We start from the raw sequence: 17,773 nt of genomic DNA on the forward strand, positions 1-17,773 counted from the left end.
TCGCGGGCGCCCGGCCTGACGTCATGAGTCCGGTGCCGGTAGCGCCGGAGCAAGACAACCATAGAACCGACATGTCCAAACGCGATTACTACGAAGTCCTCGGGGTCGAGAAGAATGTCAGCGAGGCGGAACTGAAGAAGGCCTACCGCCGGCTGGCGATGAAATACCACCCGGACCGCAATCCGGACGATGCCGAGGCGGAGGAGCGCTTCAAGGAGGCCAAGGAGGCCTATGAGGTGCTGTCCGATCCGCAGAAGCGCTCGGCCTATGACCAGTTCGGGCATGCCGGCGTCGATCCCTCGATGGGGGGCGGCGGTTTCCACGGTGGTGGCGGCGCCGGTTTCGGCGACATCTTCGACGACATCTTCGGCGACATCTTCGGTGGTGGCGGGGCTCGGCGCGGCGGCGAGCGCGTCTACCGCGGGGCCGACCTGCAGTACAACCTGGAACTCACCCTGGAGGAGGCGGTGTTCGGCACCGAGGCCCGCATCCGTGTGCCGGTGCTGGTCACCTGCTCGCATTGCGATGGCAGCGGCACCGCTCCGGGCTCCGAGCCGGTCACCTGTAACACCTGCGGCGGCGTCGGTCAGGTGCGCATGCAACAGGGCTTCTTCTCCGTGCAGCAGACCTGCCCGCGCTGTCGCGGCGCCGGCAAGATCATCACCAACCCCTGCGTGGCCTGTCACGGCGAGGGGCGTGTGGAAGAGGAGAAGACCCTGTCGGTGAAGGTGCCGGCCGGGGTCGACACCGGCGACCGCATCCGTCTCGGCGGGGAGGGCGAGGCCGGGATCAACGGCGGTCCGGCGGGCGATCTCTATGTGCAGATCCGCGTCAAGCCGCACGACATCTTCACCCGCGAGGGTGTCGACCTGCACTGCGAGGTACCGATCTCCATCGGCGTTGCCGCACTGGGTGGCGAGCTCGAGGTGCCCACGCTGGATGGTCGCGTCAAACTCAAGATCCCGGCCGAGACCCAGTCGGGCAAGCTGTTCCGCCTGCGGGGCAAGGGCGTGACGTCGGTGCGTGGCGGCATGACCGGCGACCTGATCTGTCGCACCACGGTCGAGACCCCGGTGAACCTCACGCGGCGGCAGAAGGAGCTGCTGGAGGAGTTCGAGTCCACGCTGAAGGCAGGCGGGGAGAAGCACAGCCCGCGCGCCTCGGGCTGGCTGGATGGCGTCAAGCGCTTCTTCGACGGCCTCAAGTTCTAGATCGTCGGAATCTTCCCGTGTCTTTCCCGTCAAACCGGCATAATCGACCAACCCAAGAGGCCCAGACATGAGCAAGCCCGTGAAAAATCCGCTGCGTCGCCGCTTCCTGCGTGGCCTGCTGGCCCTGGCGCCGGCCGGTCTGCTGGGGTCTGCCGCGGCCCGTGCGGCCGATTCGGCGGCCGATTCAGCGGATGATCTGCGTTTTCCCGGCGACCCCGCCGAGCACCGGGTCGTCTACCAGTTCAATCACGCCGACATCGATTACATGGAGCACGTGCTCTTTTCGGTCGGTGCAATGCTGCGCAAGTACGACACCAATGTGGAGATCGTCGTCGTCGCCTTTGGTCCCGGCATCCATATTCTCGGCAAGCGGCCCGAGCGCCCCGTGCCCGAGCTGCTGCGTCAGCGTGTCGCGAGCCTGTCCCAGTACGGGGTGAAGTTCGTGGCCTGTGGCAACACCATGAAATCGCTGGGCTGGGATGCCGAGGACATCCTGCCCTTTGCCGAGATCGAGGAGGTGGGTGCGGCGGCGCTGATGGAATACCAGGAAAAGGGCTTTTCCTACATCAGCTGGTAGACTCGCGGCGCGGGCCTGCCCGCATGACATGACTTGTTTGGGGGATGCATGACCAGAATCGCGATCGTGGGCGCCGGCGGGCGCATGGGCCGCACACTCATCGAGGCCGTACACAACGCCGACGGAGCGGAGCTCTCGGCCGCCACCGAGCGCGCCGGCAGTTCATTGCTGGGGGCCGATGCCGGTGAGCTCGCCGGCGTGGGCCGCCTGGGCGTGACCATCGCCGATACGCTGGCTGCCGCCGGCGACTTCGACGTGCTCATCGACTTCACCGCGCCGGCCGCGACCATGGCCCATCTCGACTACTGCCTGGAAAACGGCAAGCGCATCGTCATCGGCACCACCGGGCTCGGCGAGGCCGAGCGCGAGCGCATCCGGCAGGCCGGCGAGCGCATCGGCGTGGTCTTCGCGCCCAACATGAGCGTCGGTGTCAACCTCTGCCTCAAGCTGCTGGATCTCGCCGCGCGCGTGCTGGGCGACGAGGTGGATATCGAGATCGTCGAGGCCCACCACCGGCACAAGGTGGACGCCCCCTCCGGCACGGCCCTGCGCATGGGCGAGGTGGTGGCCGAGGCCCTGGGGCGCGACCTCAAGGCCTGCGCCGTCTATGGCCGCGAGGGCCAGACCGGCGAGCGCGACCGCCAGACCATCGGCTTCGAGACCATCCGCGCCGGTGACATCGTCGGTGAGCACACGGTGATGTTCGCCGGGCTCGGCGAGCGCGTGGAGATCACCCACAAGGCCTCCAGTCGTATGACCTTCGCCAAGGGCGCGGTGCGTGCCGCCCAGTGGGTGATGGGGCGCGGGACGGGGCTCTACGACATGCAGGACGTCCTCGGGCTGCGCTGATCGCGCGCCGAACCGCGTGGACAGGGGATGCCATAATCAGTATAATAATCAACCAACTAAGCAAGCTTTTCCTTGGTCACACATTTACCGCAAACGGGATGGATCGAATCCATCCCGTTTGCATATCTGCAGCCGGAGGCCAGTTTGAAAACACCTGCCCTGCTAGTGCTTGAGGATGGCAGCCTCTTCCGGGGAGAGTCGATCGGTTTCGAGGGCGAGACCGTCGGCGAAGTCGTCTTTAACACGGCCCTGACCGGGTACCAGGAAATCCTCACCGATCCTTCCTATTCCAGACAGATCGTCACCCTGACCTATCCGCACATCGGCAACGTCGGCACCAACCCGGACGACGAGGAATCCTCGCACGTGCATGCGGCCGGTCTCGTGATTCGCGACCTGCCGCGCCGCCTGTCCAACTGGCGTTCGCAGGAGTCGCTGCCGGACTACCTCAGGCGCCACAAGGTGGTGGCCATCGCCGACATCGATACCCGCCGTCTCACGCGCATCCTGCGCGAGAAGGGCGCGCTGGCCGGCGCGATCGTGACCGGCCAGGCCGCCGCGGACGAGCAGGCGGCCCTGGCCCTGGCGAAAGGCTTTCCGGGCCTCAAGGGCATGGACTTGGCCAAGGAGGTCACCACCCACGAGCCCTACGAATGGGCCCAGGGCAGCTGGACGCTGGAGGGCGGCATGCCGGCCGCCCCGCATCCCATCGAGGAGAAGCTGCCCTATCACGTGGTGGCTTGGGACTACGGCGTGAAACGCAACATCCTGCGCATGCTGGTGGACCGCGGCTGCCGCCTGACGGTGGTGCCGGCCCAGACCCCGGCCTCGGAGGTCTTCAAGCTGAAGCCGGACGGCGTGTTCCTGTCCAACGGGCCGGGCGACCCCGAGCCCTGCGACTATGCCATCCAGGGCATCCGCGAGGTGCTGGACGCCGGACTGCCGACCTTCGGTATCTGCCTGGGTCACCAGCTGCTCGGCCTGGCCAGCGGCGCGAAGACGGTGAAGATGAAGTTCGGCCACCACGGCGCCAACCATCCCGTGCAGGATCTGGATACCGGCCATGTGATGATCTCCAGCCAGAACCACGGTTTCGCGGTGGACGAGAAGACCCTGCCGGACTGCCTGCGCGCCACCCACAAGTCGCTGTTCGACGGGTCGCTGCAGGGCGTGCATCGCACCGACAAGCCGGCCTTCAGTTTCCAGGGGCATCCGGAGGCGAGCCCCGGCCCGCACGACGTGGCACCGCTGTTCGATCACTTCATCGAACTGATGCAGGCGCACAGGGCCGGCGCGTAACCCACATTTTCCAGGCAAGCAACGGGACGAGTCTCGCGACACTATCATGCCGAAAAGAACCGACATCGAAAGCATCCTCATCATCGGCGCCGGCCCGATCATCATCGGCCAGGCCTGCGAATTCGACTACTCCGGCGCCCAGGCCTGCAAGGCCCTGCGCGAGGAGGGCTACCGCGTCATCCTGGTGAACTCCAACCCGGCCACCATCATGACCGACCCGGAGATGGCCGACGCGGTGTACATCGAGCCCGTCGACTGGAAGACGGTGGAGCGCATCATCGAGAAGGAACGCCCGGATGCCGTACTGCCGACCATGGGCGGGCAGACGGCACTCAACTGCGCGCTGGACCTGGACCGGCACGGCGTGCTGGAGAAATACGGCGTGGAGATGATCGGCGCCTCGCCGGACGCCATCGACATGGCCGAGGACCGCGAGCGCTTCCGTGATGCCATGAGCGAGATCGGGCTGGGATCGGCGAAGTCGTCCGTCGCCAACACCTGGGAAGAGGCGCAGGCCATCCAGGCGGAGATCGGCTTCCCCGTGATCATCCGCCCCTCCTTCACCCTTGGCGGCAGCGGCGGCGGCATCGCCTACAATCGCGAGGAATTCGAGGAGATCGTCAAGCACGGCCTCGACCTCTCGCCGACCAACGAGGTGCTGCTCGAGGAGTCGCTGCTCGGCTGGAAGGAGTACGAGATGGAGGTGGTGCGCGACAAGGCCGACAACGCCATCATCATCTGCTCCATCGAGAACCTCGATCCGATGGGCGTGCACACCGGCGACTCCATCACCGTTGCCCCCGCGCAGACGCTGACCGACAAGGAATACCAGATCATGCGCGACGCCTCGCTGGCGGTGCTGCGCAAGATCGGCGTGGAGACCGGCGGCTCCAACGTGCAGTTTGCCGTCAATCCGCAGGACGGTCGCCTGGTCATCATCGAGATGAACCCGCGCGTCTCGCGCTCCTCGGCGCTGGCCTCCAAGGCCACCGGCTTCCCCATTGCCAAGGTCGCGGCCAAGCTTGCCGTGGGCTTTACCCTGGACGAGCTGCAGAACGAGATCACCGGCGGCGCGACCCCGGCCTCGTTCGAGCCGAGCATCGACTACGTCGTCACCAAGATCCCGCGCTTCACCTTCGAGAAATTCCCCCAGGCCAAGGCGCGGCTCACCACGCAGATGAAGTCCGTGGGCGAGGTGATGGCCATCGGCCGCACCTTCCAGGAATCCTTCCAGAAGGCGTTGCGCGGCCTGGAGACTGGCGCCGACGGGCTGGACGAGGTGCTGGACCCTGCCGACGAAAACGCCCAGGCGATCCTGCGCCACGAGCTGGCCGAGGTCGGCCCGGACCGCATCTACTACGTGGCGGACGCCTTCCGCATGGGCATGAGCGTGGAAGAGGCGCACGAGGCCACCGCCATCGATTACTGGTTCCTGGACCAGATCCATGAACTGGTGGAGATCGAGCAGGGCCTGCGGGGCAAGAAGCTGGCCACGATCGAGCGCGACGAGTTCTTCGACCTCAAGCGCCGCGGCTTCTCCGACCGACGTCTGGGCAAGCTGCTGGGCGAGACCGAATATGCCGTGCGTGCGCGCCGCCAGGAGCTGGGTGTGCGTCCTGTGTACAAGCGTGTGGATACCTGCGCCGCCGAGTTCGCCACCCGCACCGCCTACATGTATTCCACCTACGAGGAGGAATGCGAGGCCGAGCCCACCGGGCGCGAGAAGATCATGGTGCTGGGCGGCGGGCCCAACCGCATCGGCCAGGGTATCGAGTTCGACTACTGTTGCGTGCATGCCGCGCTCGCCATGCGCGAGGACGGCTACGAGACCATCATGGTCAACTGCAACCCGGAGACCGTCTCCACCGACTACGACACCTCCGATCGCCTGTACTTCGAGCCGCTCACGCTGGAGGACGTGCTGGAGATCGTGCACGTAGAGAAGCCGAAGGGCGTGATCGTGCAGTATGGCGGGCAGACCCCGCTCAAGCTTGCGCGCGACCTGGAGAAGGCGGGCGTGCCCATCGTCGGCACCACGCCGGATTCCATCGACCTGGCCGAGGACCGCGAGCGCTTCCAGCAGATGATCGAGAAGCTGGGCCTGAGACAGCCGCCGAACCGCACCGCGCGCAACCCGGAAGACGCCGTGCGCCTGGCTGCCGAGATCGGCTACCCCGTGGTGGTCCGCCCGTCCTACGTGCTGGGCGGCCGTGCCATGGAGATCGTCTACGACGAAACCGACCTGCGTCGCTACATGACCGAGGCGGTGAAGGTCTCCAACGATTCGCCGGTGCTGCTCGACCACTTCCTCGACTCCGCCGAGGAGGTGGACGTGGACGCGATCTGCGACGGCGAGGACGTGTTGATCGGCGGCGTCATGCAGCATATCGAGCAGGCCGGCGTGCACTCGGGCGACTCGGCCTGTTCGCTGCCGCCGTATTCGCTCAACCCGGTGGTCATGGAGCGCATGCGCGAGCAGGTCCGTGCCATGGCCAAGGAGCTCGGCGTGGTGGGCCTGATGAACACCCAGTTCGCCGTGCAGGGTGACGAGATCTACATCCTCGAGGTGAACCCGCGTGCCTCGCGCACCGTGCCCTTCGTCTCCAAGGTGATCGGCAAGCCGCTGGCCAAGATTGCCGCGCGCTGCATGGTGGGGCAGAGCCTCAAGCAGCAGAATGCCGGCGAGGAGGTCATCCCCAATTACTTTGCCGTGAAGGAGGCCGTGTTCCCCTTCATCAAGTTCCAGGGCGTGGACCCCATCCTCGGTCCGGAGATGAAGTCCACCGGCGAGGTCATGGGCGTGGGCCGCAGCTTCGCCGAGGCCTTCGGCAAGTCGCAGCTGGGCGCCGGCGTGAAGCTGCCTGCGCCGGGGCGCGCCTTCATCAGCGTGCGCGACGTGGACAAGGGCGGCATCGTGGACGTGGCCCGCAAGCTCACCGAGCTCGGTTTCGACGTGGTCGCCACCCGTGGCACGGCCGCCGCGCTCGAGGCGGCGGGTGTCGCCTGCCAGCAGGTCAACAAGGTGCTGGAGGGGCGTCCGCACATCGTCGACATGATCAAGAACGACGAGATCGTGCTGATCATCAACACCACTGAAGGCAAGCAGGCGACGGCCGATTCCTTCACCATCCGCCGCGAGGCGCTGCAGCACAAGGTGACCTACACCACCACCCTGGCCGGCGCCCGCGCAACGGTCGAGGCCATGGCCGATGCCGCCTCGGGCGAGGAAAACGTGTACCGCCTGCAGACGCTGCATGAGGAGAACCAGGCATGAGCAAGGTACCGTTGACGGTGCGTGGCGCCGAAAAGCTCAAGACCGAACTGCACAGACTCAAGACCGAGGATCGCCCGCGCGTGATCGAGGCGATCGCCGATGCCCGCGAGCACGGCGACCTGAAGGAAAACGCCGAGTATCACGCCGCGCGCGAGCAGCAGAGCTTCATCGAGGGGCGGATCAAGGAGATCGAGGCCAAGCTCTCCAATGCGCAGATCATCGACGTCACCCAGATCAATGCCGGGGGCAAGGTCATCTTCGGCGCCACCGTCGACCTCTTCGACGAGGATGCCGACAAGGAGATCACCTACCAGATCGTGGGTGACGACGAGGCCGACATCAAGGCCGGTCTCATCTCCGTGAGTTCGCCGATCGCGCGTGCGCTCATCGGCAAGGAGGAGGGGGATATCGCCGAGGTGGATGCCCCCGGCGGGCGCAAGAGTTTCGAGATCGTGGCCGTGCGCTACGTCTGAACCGGCTGCTGCCGCGGGACTAGCCCCGCGGCAGCTCGATCACGGTCTTTTCCGGGTTTTTCCGATACAGCACTGCGACGTGACCGATGCGCTGCACCAGTTCGGCGCCGCTGTGCGCGCAGATCTCCGCAATCAGGGCGTCGCGCGCCTCCCGCTCGCCCACGCTGACCTTCACCTTGATGAGCTCGTGATGGTTCAGGGCGAGCTCGATCTCCTCGAGCACGGTCGGTTTCAGGCCCTGCGAGGCCACCCGCACCACGGGGTTGAGTGCGTGCGCGTGGGCACGCAGGAACTTGCGCTGTTTGTCACTCAGGGGCATGGACTGCATTCCGTTCCGGACAGGGAAACGGCGCAGTGTATCATGTACCCGTCATCTAGCTGAGAGCATTTACCGCCATGGCCCGCAGCAAGAGCAGCTCACGCTGGCTCAAGGAACATTTCAAAGACGAGTACGTGCGCCGGGCGCAGGAGCAGGGCTATCGCTCCCGCGCCGTGTTCAAGTTGCTCGAGGTGCAGGAAAAGGACCGCATCCTGAAGCCCGGTATGGTCGTGGTCGACCTCGGGGCCGCCCCCGGAGGCTGGAGCGAGGCGGCGCGCCAGCTGGTGGGGCGCAATGGCCGGGTGATCGCCACCGACATCCTGCCCATGGACCCCATCGAGGGCGTGGAATTCCTGGAGGGCGATTTTCGCGAGGACGAGGTGCTCGACCGCCTGCTGGCGCTCATCGGCGAGGACCGGGCGGACCTTGTATTGTCGGATATGGCCCCCAACATGAGTGGGGTGGATGCCGTGGATCAGCCGCGCGCCATGTATCTGGCGGAGCTCGCCCTGGATCTGGCGCGCAAGATACTGAAACCCGGCGGCGATTTTCTGGTCAAGGTATTTCAGGGCGAGGGTTCCGAGGAATATCTCCGCACACTTCGTCAGGATTTCGACAAGGTCATCGTCCGCAAGCCCAGGGCCTCCAGACCCCGTTCGCGCGAGGTCTATATTCTGGCCAGGGGCCTGAATGTGGTGTAAGGTCATTTTTGAATAGAACGCGTTCTCATTGAGGTATCCCCTTGAACGATCTCGTCAAGAATCTCATCCTGTGGGCGGTCATCGCGCTGGTGCTGATGTCCGTCTTCAGCAGCTTCAACCAGCCCGGCACCCCGCCCAAGGCCTATACCTATTCGCAGTTCATCTCGGACGTGAAGTCGGGCCAGATCCGCCAGGTCACGATCCAGCAGAACCGCATCGAGGGGGTCACGACCTCAGGGCAGAAGTTCGCCACCATCGCCCCGGACGACCCGGGCATGATCGGCGACCTGCTGGCGCATAACGTCGAGATCAACGCGGTGCAGCCCAAGCAGCGCTCGCTGCTGGTGGACATCCTCATCAGCTGGGCGCCCTTCATCCTCATCATCGCGCTGTGGATCTACATCATGCGCCAGATGCAGGGTGGCGGCGCGGGCCGCGGGGCCATGTCCTTCGGCAAGAGCCGCGCCCGCCTGATGGGCGAGGACCAGATCAAGGTCACCTTCGCCGACGTCGCCGGTTGCGACGAGGCCAAGGAGGACGTGAGCGAGCTGGTGGAATTCCTGCGCGATCCCGGCAAGTTCCAGAAGCTCGGCGGCAAGATCCCGCGCGGGATCCTCATGGTCGGCTCCCCCGGTACCGGCAAGACCCTGCTGGCCAAGGCCATTGCAGGCGAGGCCAAGGTGCCGTTCTTCAGCATCTCCGGTTCCGACTTCGTCGAGATGTTCGTCGGCGTGGGCGCCTCGCGCGTGCGCGACATGTTCGAGCAGGCCAAGAAGAATGCCCCCTGCATCATCTTCATCGACGAGATCGATGCCGTCGGTCGCCAGCGCGGGGCCGGTCTGGGCGGTGGCCACGACGAGCGCGAGCAGACCCTGAACCAGCTGCTGGTGGAGATGGACGGCTTCGAGGGCAGCGAGGGCATCATCGTCATCGCCGCGACCAACCGGCCGGACGTGCTCGACCCGGCGCTGCTGCGCCCCGGCCGTTTCGACCGCCAAGTGGTGGTACCGCTGCCGGACGTGCGTGGCCGCGAGCAGATCCTCAAGGTGCACATGCGCAAGGTGCCGCTGGGCGACGACGTGCGTCCCGACATCATCGCGCGCGGTACGCCGGGTTTCTCCGGCGCCGATCTCGCCAACCTGGTCAACGAGGCCGCCCTGTTCGCCGCCCGCGCCAACAAGCGCACGGTGGACATGGACGACTTCGAGCGGGCCAAGGACAAGATCATGATGGGCGCCGAGCGCAAGTCCATGGTGATGAGCGAGGACGAGAAGAAGCTCACCGCCTATCACGAGGCGGGGCATGCCATCGTCGGCCTGAACGTGCCGGAGCACGACCCGGTGTACAAGGTCACCATCATCCCGCGCGGTCGCGCCCTGGGGGTGACCATGTTCCTGCCGGAAGAGGACCGCTACAGCCACTCCAAGCAGCGCCTGGAGAGCCAGATCTCCAGCCTGTTCGGCGGACGTATCGCCGAGGAGCTGATCTTCGGTCCGGAGCGCGTCACCACCGGTGCCTCCAATGACATCGAGCGGGCCACCGACATCGCCCGCAACATGGTCACCCGCTGGGGGCTGTCCGACAAGCTGGGCCCGCTGGCCTACAGCGAGGACGAGGGTGAGGTCTTCCTCGGCCGTTCGGTGACGCAGCACAAGCACATGTCCGACGAGACGGCGCATGCCATCGACGAGGAGATCCGCTCCTTCATCGACCGGAACTTCAACCGGGCGAAGAAGATCCTCGAGGACAACATGGACAAGCTGCACACGATGGCCCAGGCCCTGATCAAGTACGAGACCATCGATCAGGAGCAGATCAAGGACATCATGCAGGGGCGCGAACCGCGCCCGCCGGCCGGCTGGGACGACAATGCCCCCACCTCGGGCACGGGCGTCACCAGCGAGGAGGCGCCGGAGCAGGGCAAGGGTGGCGAGATCGGCGGCCCCGCCAGCCTGCACTGATCCGGCCGGCGGCGGCTGACAACCAGGGATGCGCGTGAGTAGAATCCGCGCATCCCTTTTCTTTTTCCGGAACCATGCCTTCTTCCATGCCGGTGATGCAATTCGGTAGACACGCCCTGGACCTGGCCATCCCCCGGGTGATGGGCATCCTCAACGTGACCCCCGACTCCTTTTCCGACGGTGGCCGCTTCAATGCACCGTCGGCCGCCCTGTCGCGTGCCCGGGAGATGGTGGCCGAGGGTGCGGACTTCATCGACGTGGGCGGCGAGTCCACCCGGCCCGGGGCGGCCGAGGTCACGGAGGCCGAGGAGCTCGATCGGGTGCTGCCCGTGGTCGAGGCCATTGCCGGCGAACTCGACGTCGCGATTTCGGTGGATACCTCCCGCCCCGCGGTGATGCGTGCCGCGGTGGCGGCCGGTGCCGGCCTTATCAACGACGTGCGCGCGCTCACCCTCCCCGGGGCCCTGGAGGCCGCCGCCGCCCTGGGCGTGCCGGTCTGCCTCATGCACATGCAGGGACAGCCGCGCAGCATGCAGGACGACCCGCAGTACGATGACGTGGTCACCGAGGTGCGGGACTGGCTGCTGGCCCGGGCGCAGGCGGCCGGGGCGGCGGGCATCCTGCACGAACGCCTCCTGCTCGACCCGGGCTTCGGCTTCGGCAAGACCCTGGCGCATAACCTGCACCTGCTGCGCGGGCTCGATGCCCTGGCGGCCACCGGCTATCCGTTGCTGGCCGGTCTGTCGCGCAAGTCCATGATCGGCAAGGTGTTATGCGACGCGCCAGTGGACCGGCGGCTCTACGGCAGCGTGAGCGGGGCGGTGATCGCGGCCCTCAAGGGGGCGCGCATCCTGCGCGTGCACGATGTACGACCCACTGCCGAGGCCCTGCGCCTGGTGGCGGCAATGGAACAGGCATAGGAACAGATGACGAGACAGTATTTCGGTACCGATGGCATCCGCGGGCGGGTCGGCAGCGAGCCGATGACCCCGGATTTCGTGCTCAAGCTCGGCTGGGCGGCCGGCCGCGTGTTGGTCGACAACGGTCACCCCCTGGTGCTGATCGGCAAGGACACGCGCATCTCCGGTTACATGCTGGAATCCGCCCTGGAGGCGGGCCTCTCGGCCGCCGGCGTGGACATCCGCCTGCTCGGCCCCATGCCCACGCCGGCCGTGGCCTATCTCACCCGCACCCTGCGCGCCTCGGCGGGCATCGTGCTCTCGGCCTCCCACAATCCCTACTACGACAACGGCGTGAAATTCTTCGCCGGCGATGGCAGCAAGCTGGCGGACGAGGTGGAGCGGCGTATCGAGGCCGAGCTCGAACAGCCGCTGCGGACCGTCGATTCCTCGGCCCTCGGCAAGGCCGAGCGAGTGGTGGATGCGGCCGGCCGCTACATCGAGTTCTGCAAGGCCACGGTGCCCTGGGGGACGCGGCTGCATGAGCTGCGCGTGGTGGTGGACTGTGCCCATGGCGCCACCTACCACATTGCGCCCGACGTGCTGGAGGAACTCGGTGCCGAGGTGATCGCCATCGGCGTGGAGCCCAACGGTACCAATATCAACGCCGACTGCGGTGCGACCGCGCCCCAGCAGCTCTGTGCGGCCGTGCTCAAGCACCAGGCCGATGTCGGTATTGCGCTGGACGGCGACGGCGACCGCCTCATCATGGTGGATGCACGTGGCGAGGTGGTGGATGGCGATGAATTGCTGGCCATCATGGCCTCGGCCCGGCAGGCCCAGGGCGGCTTCACGGGTGGGGTGGTGGGTACCCAGATGAGCAACCTGGGCCTGGAAAAGGCCCTGGCCGGCATGGGGATTCCATTCGCCCGGGCGAAGGTGGGGGACCGACATGTCATGGAGCTCCTGCAGCAGCAGGGCTGGCGGCTCGGTGGCGAGTCCTCCGGGCATCTCATCTGCCTGGACAAGACCACCACCGGCGACGGCATCGTCTCCGCCCTGCAGGTCCTGGCCATCATGACCGAGACGGGCAAGCCGCTGCATGAACTGAAGGCGGTGATGCGCAAGTTTCCGCAATCCCTGGTCAACGTGCCCATCGAGCGGCGTATCGCGCTGGAGGAGGCGGCGGGCGTGCAGGCGGCGGTGGCCGCGGTGGAGGCCGAGCTGGGGAATGCGGGGCGCGTGCTGCTGCGTCCCTCGGGCACTGAGCCGCTGGTGCGGGTGATGGTCGAGGGCGAAAGCGAGCGACAGGTGTCGCGGCTGGCCGAAAGCATCGCCGCCGCCGTGCGCGAGGCCGCCGCCGCGGGCTGATTTCGGCCCCTCGAGACCGCCCGGCAGGCCCCATGAAAAAATTGATTTATTGGGCGGCTGCCGGTAACCTTGCCGGCTTTCTGAATCGAGTTTGGAGGACGGCATGCGTCGACCGCTGGTAGCCGGCAACTGGAAACTGAATGGTTCTCTCGCGAGCAGCACCTCGCTCGTCGAAGGCATCAAGGCCGGTCTGGCTGACGCGGGTAATGTCGACGTCGCTGTGTGTCCCCCCTACGTGTACCTGCCGCATGTGCGCGGGTTGCTGGAAGGCTCTGCCGTCGCGCTCGGGGCGCAGGACGTCGCCGACGTGGACGAGGGCGCCTTCACCGGTGAGGTGTCGGCCCCCATGCTCAAGGAGGTCGGCTGTGGCTATGCCATCGTCGGTCACTCCGAGCGCCGCAGCATCTATGGCGAGAGCGACGAGTTCACGGCGCGCAAGTTCGCCGCCGCACGCAAGCACGGGCTCACCCCGATCCTCTGCGTCGGTGAGCTGCTCGAGGAGCGCGAGCAGGGCGTGACTGAACAGGTCGTGGCCCGTCAGCTCGACGCGGTGATCGACCTCGAGGGCGTGCAGGCGCTGGCCGATGCCGTGATCGCCTACGAGCCGGTCTGGGCCATTGGCACCGGCATGACCGCGAGCCCGGAGCAGGCGCAGGAAGTGCATGCCTTCATCCGTGCGCGCATCGCCGAAAGCGATGCCGGCGTGGCGGACAAGGTGCAGATTCTTTACGGTGGCAGCGTCAAGCCGGATAACGCCGCGGAGCTCTTCTCCCAGGCGGACATCGACGGCGGCCTGATCGGCGGCGCGTCACTCAAGGCCGAGGATTTCCTCGCCATTTGCAAGGCTGCCGGCGGGGACGCATAAGTCATGTATGGTTTGTTGATCATTGTTCAGGTAGTGTTGTCGATCGCGCTGATCGTGCTCGTGCTGCTGCAGCACGGCAAGGGCGCGGACGCCGGTGCGGCGTTCGGCAGCGGTGCCTCGTCCACGGTGTTCGGTTCGCGCGGATCGTCCAATTTCTTCACGCGTGCCACCGGCATCCTGGCAACCCTGTTTTTTATCAACTGCCTGCTGCTGGCCTATCTGGTCAGTCATCAGCAAACGGTCTCCGACAGTATCGTCGATCAGTACGAGGCCCAGCAGGCGGTCGAGCAGCCTTCGGATGTCCCCGCGGCACCTTCGCGGCCTTCCGACATCCCGGAGTAAGGCTGGTCAGCTACGCCGAAGTGGTGGAATTGGTAGACACGCTATCTTGAGGGGGTAGTGGGGAAACCCGTGCCGGTTCGAGTCCGGCCTTCGGCACCATCTTCCAGGTGGTTGCGGGTCAGGTGTTTTGATGCGCAACTGCCTGTAAAAAAAGGAATAGTTCGAGTTTTCTTGACACCTTTTTCAGGGGCGTCATAGACTGCGCGGGCTTTTTCCGCAGTGACGCAAAAACGATAATGACGCTTCGCAGCAGCGCAAGCGCACAATCCTGGTTCCTGAGCGATCAGGGATTGGGGGGAGTGTAGAACATGCTGGAAGGTTACCTGCCGATTCTCATCTTTATCGGCGTAGGTCTGGTCATGGGTGTCGTCTCGCTGACTCTCGGCGCACTGGCCGGTCCGCGACGTCCCGATTCGGCGAAAGACTCGCCATACGAGTGTGGCTTCGAGGCATTCGAGGATTCTCGAATGAAATTCGATGTCCGCTACTATCTCGTCGCGATTCTCTTCATCATCTTCGATCTCGAAATCGCGTTCCTCTTTCCCTGGGCGGTGGTGCTCGACACCATCGGACTGTTCGGCATCCTGGCCATGTCCCTGTTCCTGGGTATTCTGATCATCGGTTTCATCTACGAGTGGAAGAAGGGGGCCCTGGAATGGGAATAGAAGGCGTTCTTGAGAAGGGCTTCGTTACCACCAGCGCCGACAAGCTCATCAACTGGGCGCGTACCGGCTCCCTCTGGCCCATGACCTTTGGTCTGGCCTGCTGTGCGGTGGAAATGATGCAGGCTGGTGCCTCGCGTTACGACCTCGACCGTTTCGGGGTCATCTTCCGCCCGAGTCCGCGCCAGTCCGACGTGATGATCGTCGCCGGCACACTGGTCAACAAGATGGCCCCGGCCCTGCGCAAGGTCTATGACCAGATGGCCGAGCCCCGCTGGGTGATCTCCATGGGTTCCTGCGCCAACGGCGGCGGCTACTATCACTACTCCTATGCCGTGGTGCGTGGATGCGATCGCATCGTACCCGTGGATGTCTATGTTCCGGGCTGTCCGCCCACCGCCGAGGCGTTGCTGTACGGCATTCTGCAGCTGCAGAACAAGATCCGCCGTACCAATACCATCGCCCGCTAATTCCAACACGTCCTGGTTAAGATTCCATGACCGAGTACGCAAAGACACTCGCTGATCGCCTGCAGCAGCACTTCAAGGCCGATCTCAAGGACTGCCGCGTCGCCCACGGCGAAGTCACCGTGGAGGTGGCGCCGTCCCGGCTGATCGAGGTATGCCAGGCCCTGCGCGACGAACCGGCCTTCGCCTTCGAACAGCTCATCGATCTGTGTGGTGTGGATTACCTGCACTACGGCGTCAGCGAATGGGGTACCGATGAGGCCAGCGCCACCGGCTTCAGCCGTGGCGTGGAGAAGGCCACCAGCGGACGCTTCACCTTCGATGATGCCCCGCAGGTCGGTCGCCACGATGGACCGCGTTTCGCCGTTGTCATCCATCTCCAGTCCGTCAGCCTGAATCATCGCCTGCGAGTGAAGGTGTTCTGCGACGACGACGAGTTCCCGGTGGTCGATTCTGTCTGCGGCATCTGGAGTTCGGCCAACTGGTTCGAGCGCGAGGCCTTCGACCTGTTCGGCATCATGTTCAATGGTCATCCGGATCTGCGCCGCATCCTCACGGACTATGGTTTCGTCGGTCATCCGTTCCGCAAGGACTTCCCCCTGATCGGCCACGTCGAGATGCGCTACGACCCCGAGCAGGCGCGTGTCATCTACCAGCCCGTGAGCATCGAGCCGCGCGTGCTGGTGCCGAAAGTGATTCGTCACGATCACCGCTATATCGAGCCGGTGGTCGAGGAGGGCAAAGACTGATGCCTGAGATTCGCAACTACACGCTGAACTTCGGTCCGCAGCACCCGTCCGCACACGGCGTACTGCGCCTGGTGCTGGAGATGGATGGCGAGGTCGTGCAGCGCGCCGATCCGCATATCGGCCTGCTGCACCGCGGCACCGAGAAACTGGCCGAGAGCAAGCCGTTCAACCAGTCCATCGGCTACATGGACCGTCTCGATTACGTATCCATGATGAGCAACGAGCACGGTTACGTGCTGGCCATCGAGAAGCTGCTGGATATCGAGGTACCGCTGCGGGCCCAGTACATCCGCGTGATGTTCGACGAGATCACCCGCATTCTCAACCACCTGCTGTGGCTGGGTGCGCATGCGCTGGATATCGGCGCGATGACGGTGTTCCTCTACGCCTTCCGCGAGCGCGAGGACCTGATGGACTGCTATGAGGCGGTCTCGGGCGCGCGTCTGCACGCGACCTATTACCGCCCGGGTGGCGTCTACCGCGACCTGCCGGGCAGCATGCCGAAGTACGAGGCCTCCCGCTGGCACTCGGAAAAGGAAGTGAAGAAGCTGAACGAGGCCCGCGAGGGTTCGCTGCTCGACTTCCTGGAAGACTTCACGGAGCGCTTCCCGAAGTATGTCGACGAGTACGAAACACTGCTCACCGACAACCGCATCTGGAAGCAGCGTACCGTCGGCATCGGCGTGGTCAGCCCCGAGCGTGCCCTGCAGATGGGGCTCACCGGACCGATGCTGCGTGGCTCGGGCGTGGAGTGGGACCTGCGCAAGAAGCAGCCCTACGAGGTGTACGACCAGCTCGACTTCGATATCCCGGTGGGTCTGAACGGCGACTGCTACGACCGCTATCTGGTCCGCATCGAGGAGTTCCGCCAGTCCAACCGTATCATCAAGCAGTGTATCGACTGGCTGCGCAAGAATCCGGGGCCGGTGATCCACGAGGATCACAAGTTCACGCCGCCGCCGCGTGAGGAAATGAAGGCGGACATGGAGTCGCTGATCCACCACTTCAAGCTCTTCACCGAGGGCTACTGTCTGCCGGCAGGCGAGGCCTACGCCGCGGTCGAGCATCCCAAGGGCGAGTTCGGCTGCTACATCGTCTCCGACGGCGCCAATAAACCGTATCGACTGAAGGTGCGCGCGCCCGGCTTTGCCCACCTGTCGGCGCTGGATGAAATGGCGCGTGGCCACATGCTGGCCGACGTCGTCGCCATCATCGGTACCCAAGACATCGTGTTCGGGGAGATTGACCGCTAATGTCCGAACTGAAGCGCAAGAGTGACCTGTTGAGCGATCACGAGAAGCAGGAGATCGATCACTGGCTCGCCAAGTATCCCGAAGACCAGCGCCAGTCCGCCGTGCTCGCGGCGCTGCGTGAGCTGATGCACACCGACGGCTACCTCAAGACCGAGAAGATGGATGCCGTGGCCGACTACATCGGCATGCCGGAGATCGCCGTCTACGAAGTCGGCAGCTTCTACTCCATGTACGAGCTCAAGCCGGTCGGTCGTCACAATATTTCCGTGTGCACCAATGTTTCCTGCATGCTCTGCGGTTCGGACAAGATCGTCGAACACATCGAGAGCAAGCTCGGCATCAAGACCGGTGAGTCCACGCCAGACGGCAAGTTCTACCTGAAGAAGGAAGAGGAATGCCTGGCGGCCTGCTGCGGTGCACCGATGATGCAGGTGGACCACGTGTACTACGAGAATCTCACGCCGGAAAAGGTGGACGAGATTCTGGATAACCTGGAGTAAG

Annotated in this window: 18 protein-coding genes and 1 tRNA gene; 18 read left to right on the plus strand and 1 reads right to left on the minus strand. The window is 65.0% G+C overall.

The window, feature by feature from the left end; translation table 11 throughout:
• The first annotated feature begins 71 nt into the window (after positions 1–71).
• From dnaJ to greA, 6 genes are all read left to right on the plus strand, one after another.
• Positions 72–1,211, plus strand: coding sequence for a molecular chaperone DnaJ (dnaJ, locus tag HUJ28_03080; protein MBD3618432.1), 1,140 nt, complete (start codon positions 72–74; stop codon positions 1,209–1,211).
• 67 nt (positions 1,212–1,278) lie between these two features.
• Complete coding sequence (locus HUJ28_03085; GenBank protein ID MBD3618433.1) at positions 1,279–1,788, plus strand: DsrE family protein; 510 nt, start codon at positions 1,279–1,281, stop codon at positions 1,786–1,788.
• Positions 1,789–1,836: 48 nt separating this feature from the next.
• Complete coding sequence (dapB, locus tag HUJ28_03090) at positions 1,837–2,637, plus strand: 4-hydroxy-tetrahydrodipicolinate reductase (GenBank protein ID MBD3618434.1); 801 nt, start codon at positions 1,837–1,839, stop codon at positions 2,635–2,637.
• 144 nt (positions 2,638–2,781) lie between these two features.
• On the plus strand, positions 2,782–3,936 hold the full coding sequence (gene carA, locus HUJ28_03095) for a glutamine-hydrolyzing carbamoyl-phosphate synthase small subunit (protein ID MBD3618435.1): 1,155 nt from the start codon (positions 2,782–2,784) through the stop codon (positions 3,934–3,936).
• Between the two features lie 46 nt (positions 3,937–3,982).
• Complete coding sequence (gene carB, locus HUJ28_03100; GenBank protein MBD3618436.1) at positions 3,983–7,210, plus strand: carbamoyl-phosphate synthase large subunit; 3,228 nt, start codon at positions 3,983–3,985, stop codon at positions 7,208–7,210.
• Positions 7,207–7,683, plus strand: coding sequence for a transcription elongation factor GreA (gene greA / locus HUJ28_03105; protein MBD3618437.1), 477 nt, complete (start codon positions 7,207–7,209; stop codon positions 7,681–7,683). The genes carB and greA overlap by 4 nt, the downstream gene beginning before the upstream one ends.
• A gap of 19 nt (positions 7,684–7,702) precedes the next feature.
• On the opposite strand, the gene yhbY is transcribed toward greA, so the two are convergent.
• The gene (gene yhbY / locus HUJ28_03110) at positions 7,703–8,002 is read right to left on the minus strand and encodes a ribosome assembly RNA-binding protein YhbY (protein MBD3618438.1); all 300 of its coding nucleotides are present in this window, start codon (positions 8,000–8,002) and stop codon (positions 7,703–7,705) included.
• A 77-nt stretch (positions 8,003–8,079) separates the two neighbouring features.
• On the opposite strand from yhbY, the gene rlmE reads away from it, so the two are divergent.
• From rlmE to HUJ28_03170, 12 genes are all read left to right on the plus strand, one after another.
• Complete coding sequence (gene rlmE / locus HUJ28_03115; protein MBD3618439.1) at positions 8,080–8,703, plus strand: 23S rRNA (uridine(2552)-2'-O)-methyltransferase RlmE; 624 nt, start codon at positions 8,080–8,082, stop codon at positions 8,701–8,703.
• 41 nt (positions 8,704–8,744) lie between these two features.
• Positions 8,745–10,664: an ATP-dependent zinc metalloprotease FtsH gene (gene ftsH, locus HUJ28_03120; protein MBD3618440.1), complete on the plus strand. Its 1,920-nt coding sequence runs from the start codon at positions 8,745–8,747 to the stop codon at positions 10,662–10,664.
• Positions 10,665–10,804: 140 nt separating this feature from the next.
• Positions 10,805–11,584 (plus strand): dihydropteroate synthase, encoded by a 780-nt coding sequence (gene folP, locus HUJ28_03125; GenBank protein ID MBD3618441.1) that lies wholly within the window; start codon positions 10,805–10,807, stop codon positions 11,582–11,584.
• Between the two features lie 6 nt (positions 11,585–11,590).
• Positions 11,591–12,934: a phosphoglucosamine mutase gene (gene glmM / locus HUJ28_03130; GenBank protein ID MBD3618442.1), complete on the plus strand. Its 1,344-nt coding sequence runs from the start codon at positions 11,591–11,593 to the stop codon at positions 12,932–12,934.
• A 103-nt stretch (positions 12,935–13,037) separates the two neighbouring features.
• Positions 13,038–13,799, plus strand: a complete 762-nt coding sequence (locus tag HUJ28_03135) for a triose-phosphate isomerase (protein ID MBD3618443.1) — start codon at positions 13,038–13,040, stop codon at positions 13,797–13,799.
• A 3-nt stretch (positions 13,800–13,802) separates the two neighbouring features.
• On the plus strand, positions 13,803–14,141 hold the full coding sequence (gene secG / locus HUJ28_03140) for a preprotein translocase subunit SecG (GenBank protein ID MBD3618444.1): 339 nt from the start codon (positions 13,803–13,805) through the stop codon (positions 14,139–14,141).
• A 14-nt stretch (positions 14,142–14,155) separates the two neighbouring features.
• Positions 14,156–14,240: transfer RNA gene (locus tag HUJ28_03145), tRNA-Leu, on the plus strand.
• A gap of 209 nt (positions 14,241–14,449) precedes the next feature.
• Positions 14,450–14,806: an NADH-quinone oxidoreductase subunit A gene (locus HUJ28_03150; protein MBD3618445.1), complete on the plus strand. Its 357-nt coding sequence runs from the start codon at positions 14,450–14,452 to the stop codon at positions 14,804–14,806.
• Complete coding sequence (locus tag HUJ28_03155) at positions 14,797–15,273, plus strand: NADH-quinone oxidoreductase subunit B (GenBank protein ID MBD3618446.1); 477 nt, start codon at positions 14,797–14,799, stop codon at positions 15,271–15,273. Before HUJ28_03150 ends, HUJ28_03155 begins: the two co-directional genes overlap by 10 nt.
• Positions 15,274–15,299: 26 nt before the next feature.
• Positions 15,300–16,019, plus strand: a complete 720-nt coding sequence (locus tag HUJ28_03160; protein MBD3618447.1) for an NADH-quinone oxidoreductase subunit C — start codon at positions 15,300–15,302, stop codon at positions 16,017–16,019.
• Positions 16,019–17,272, plus strand: a complete 1,254-nt coding sequence (locus HUJ28_03165) for an NADH-quinone oxidoreductase subunit D (GenBank protein ID MBD3618448.1) — start codon at positions 16,019–16,021, stop codon at positions 17,270–17,272. The genes HUJ28_03160 and HUJ28_03165 overlap by 1 nt, the downstream gene beginning before the upstream one ends.
• Positions 17,272–17,772 carry an NAD(P)H-dependent oxidoreductase subunit E gene (locus HUJ28_03170; protein ID MBD3618449.1) on the plus strand — a complete coding sequence of 167 codons (501 nt, stop codon included), beginning with the start codon at positions 17,272–17,274 and terminating at the stop codon, positions 17,770–17,772. The genes HUJ28_03165 and HUJ28_03170 overlap by 1 nt, the downstream gene beginning before the upstream one ends.
• The last annotated feature ends 1 nt before the right edge of the window (position 17,773 follow it).

The organism is Chromatiales bacterium, from assembly GCA_014762505.1.
In the GTDB taxonomy this organism is placed as follows: Bacteria; Pseudomonadota; Gammaproteobacteria; order SpSt-1174; family SpSt-1174; genus SpSt-1174.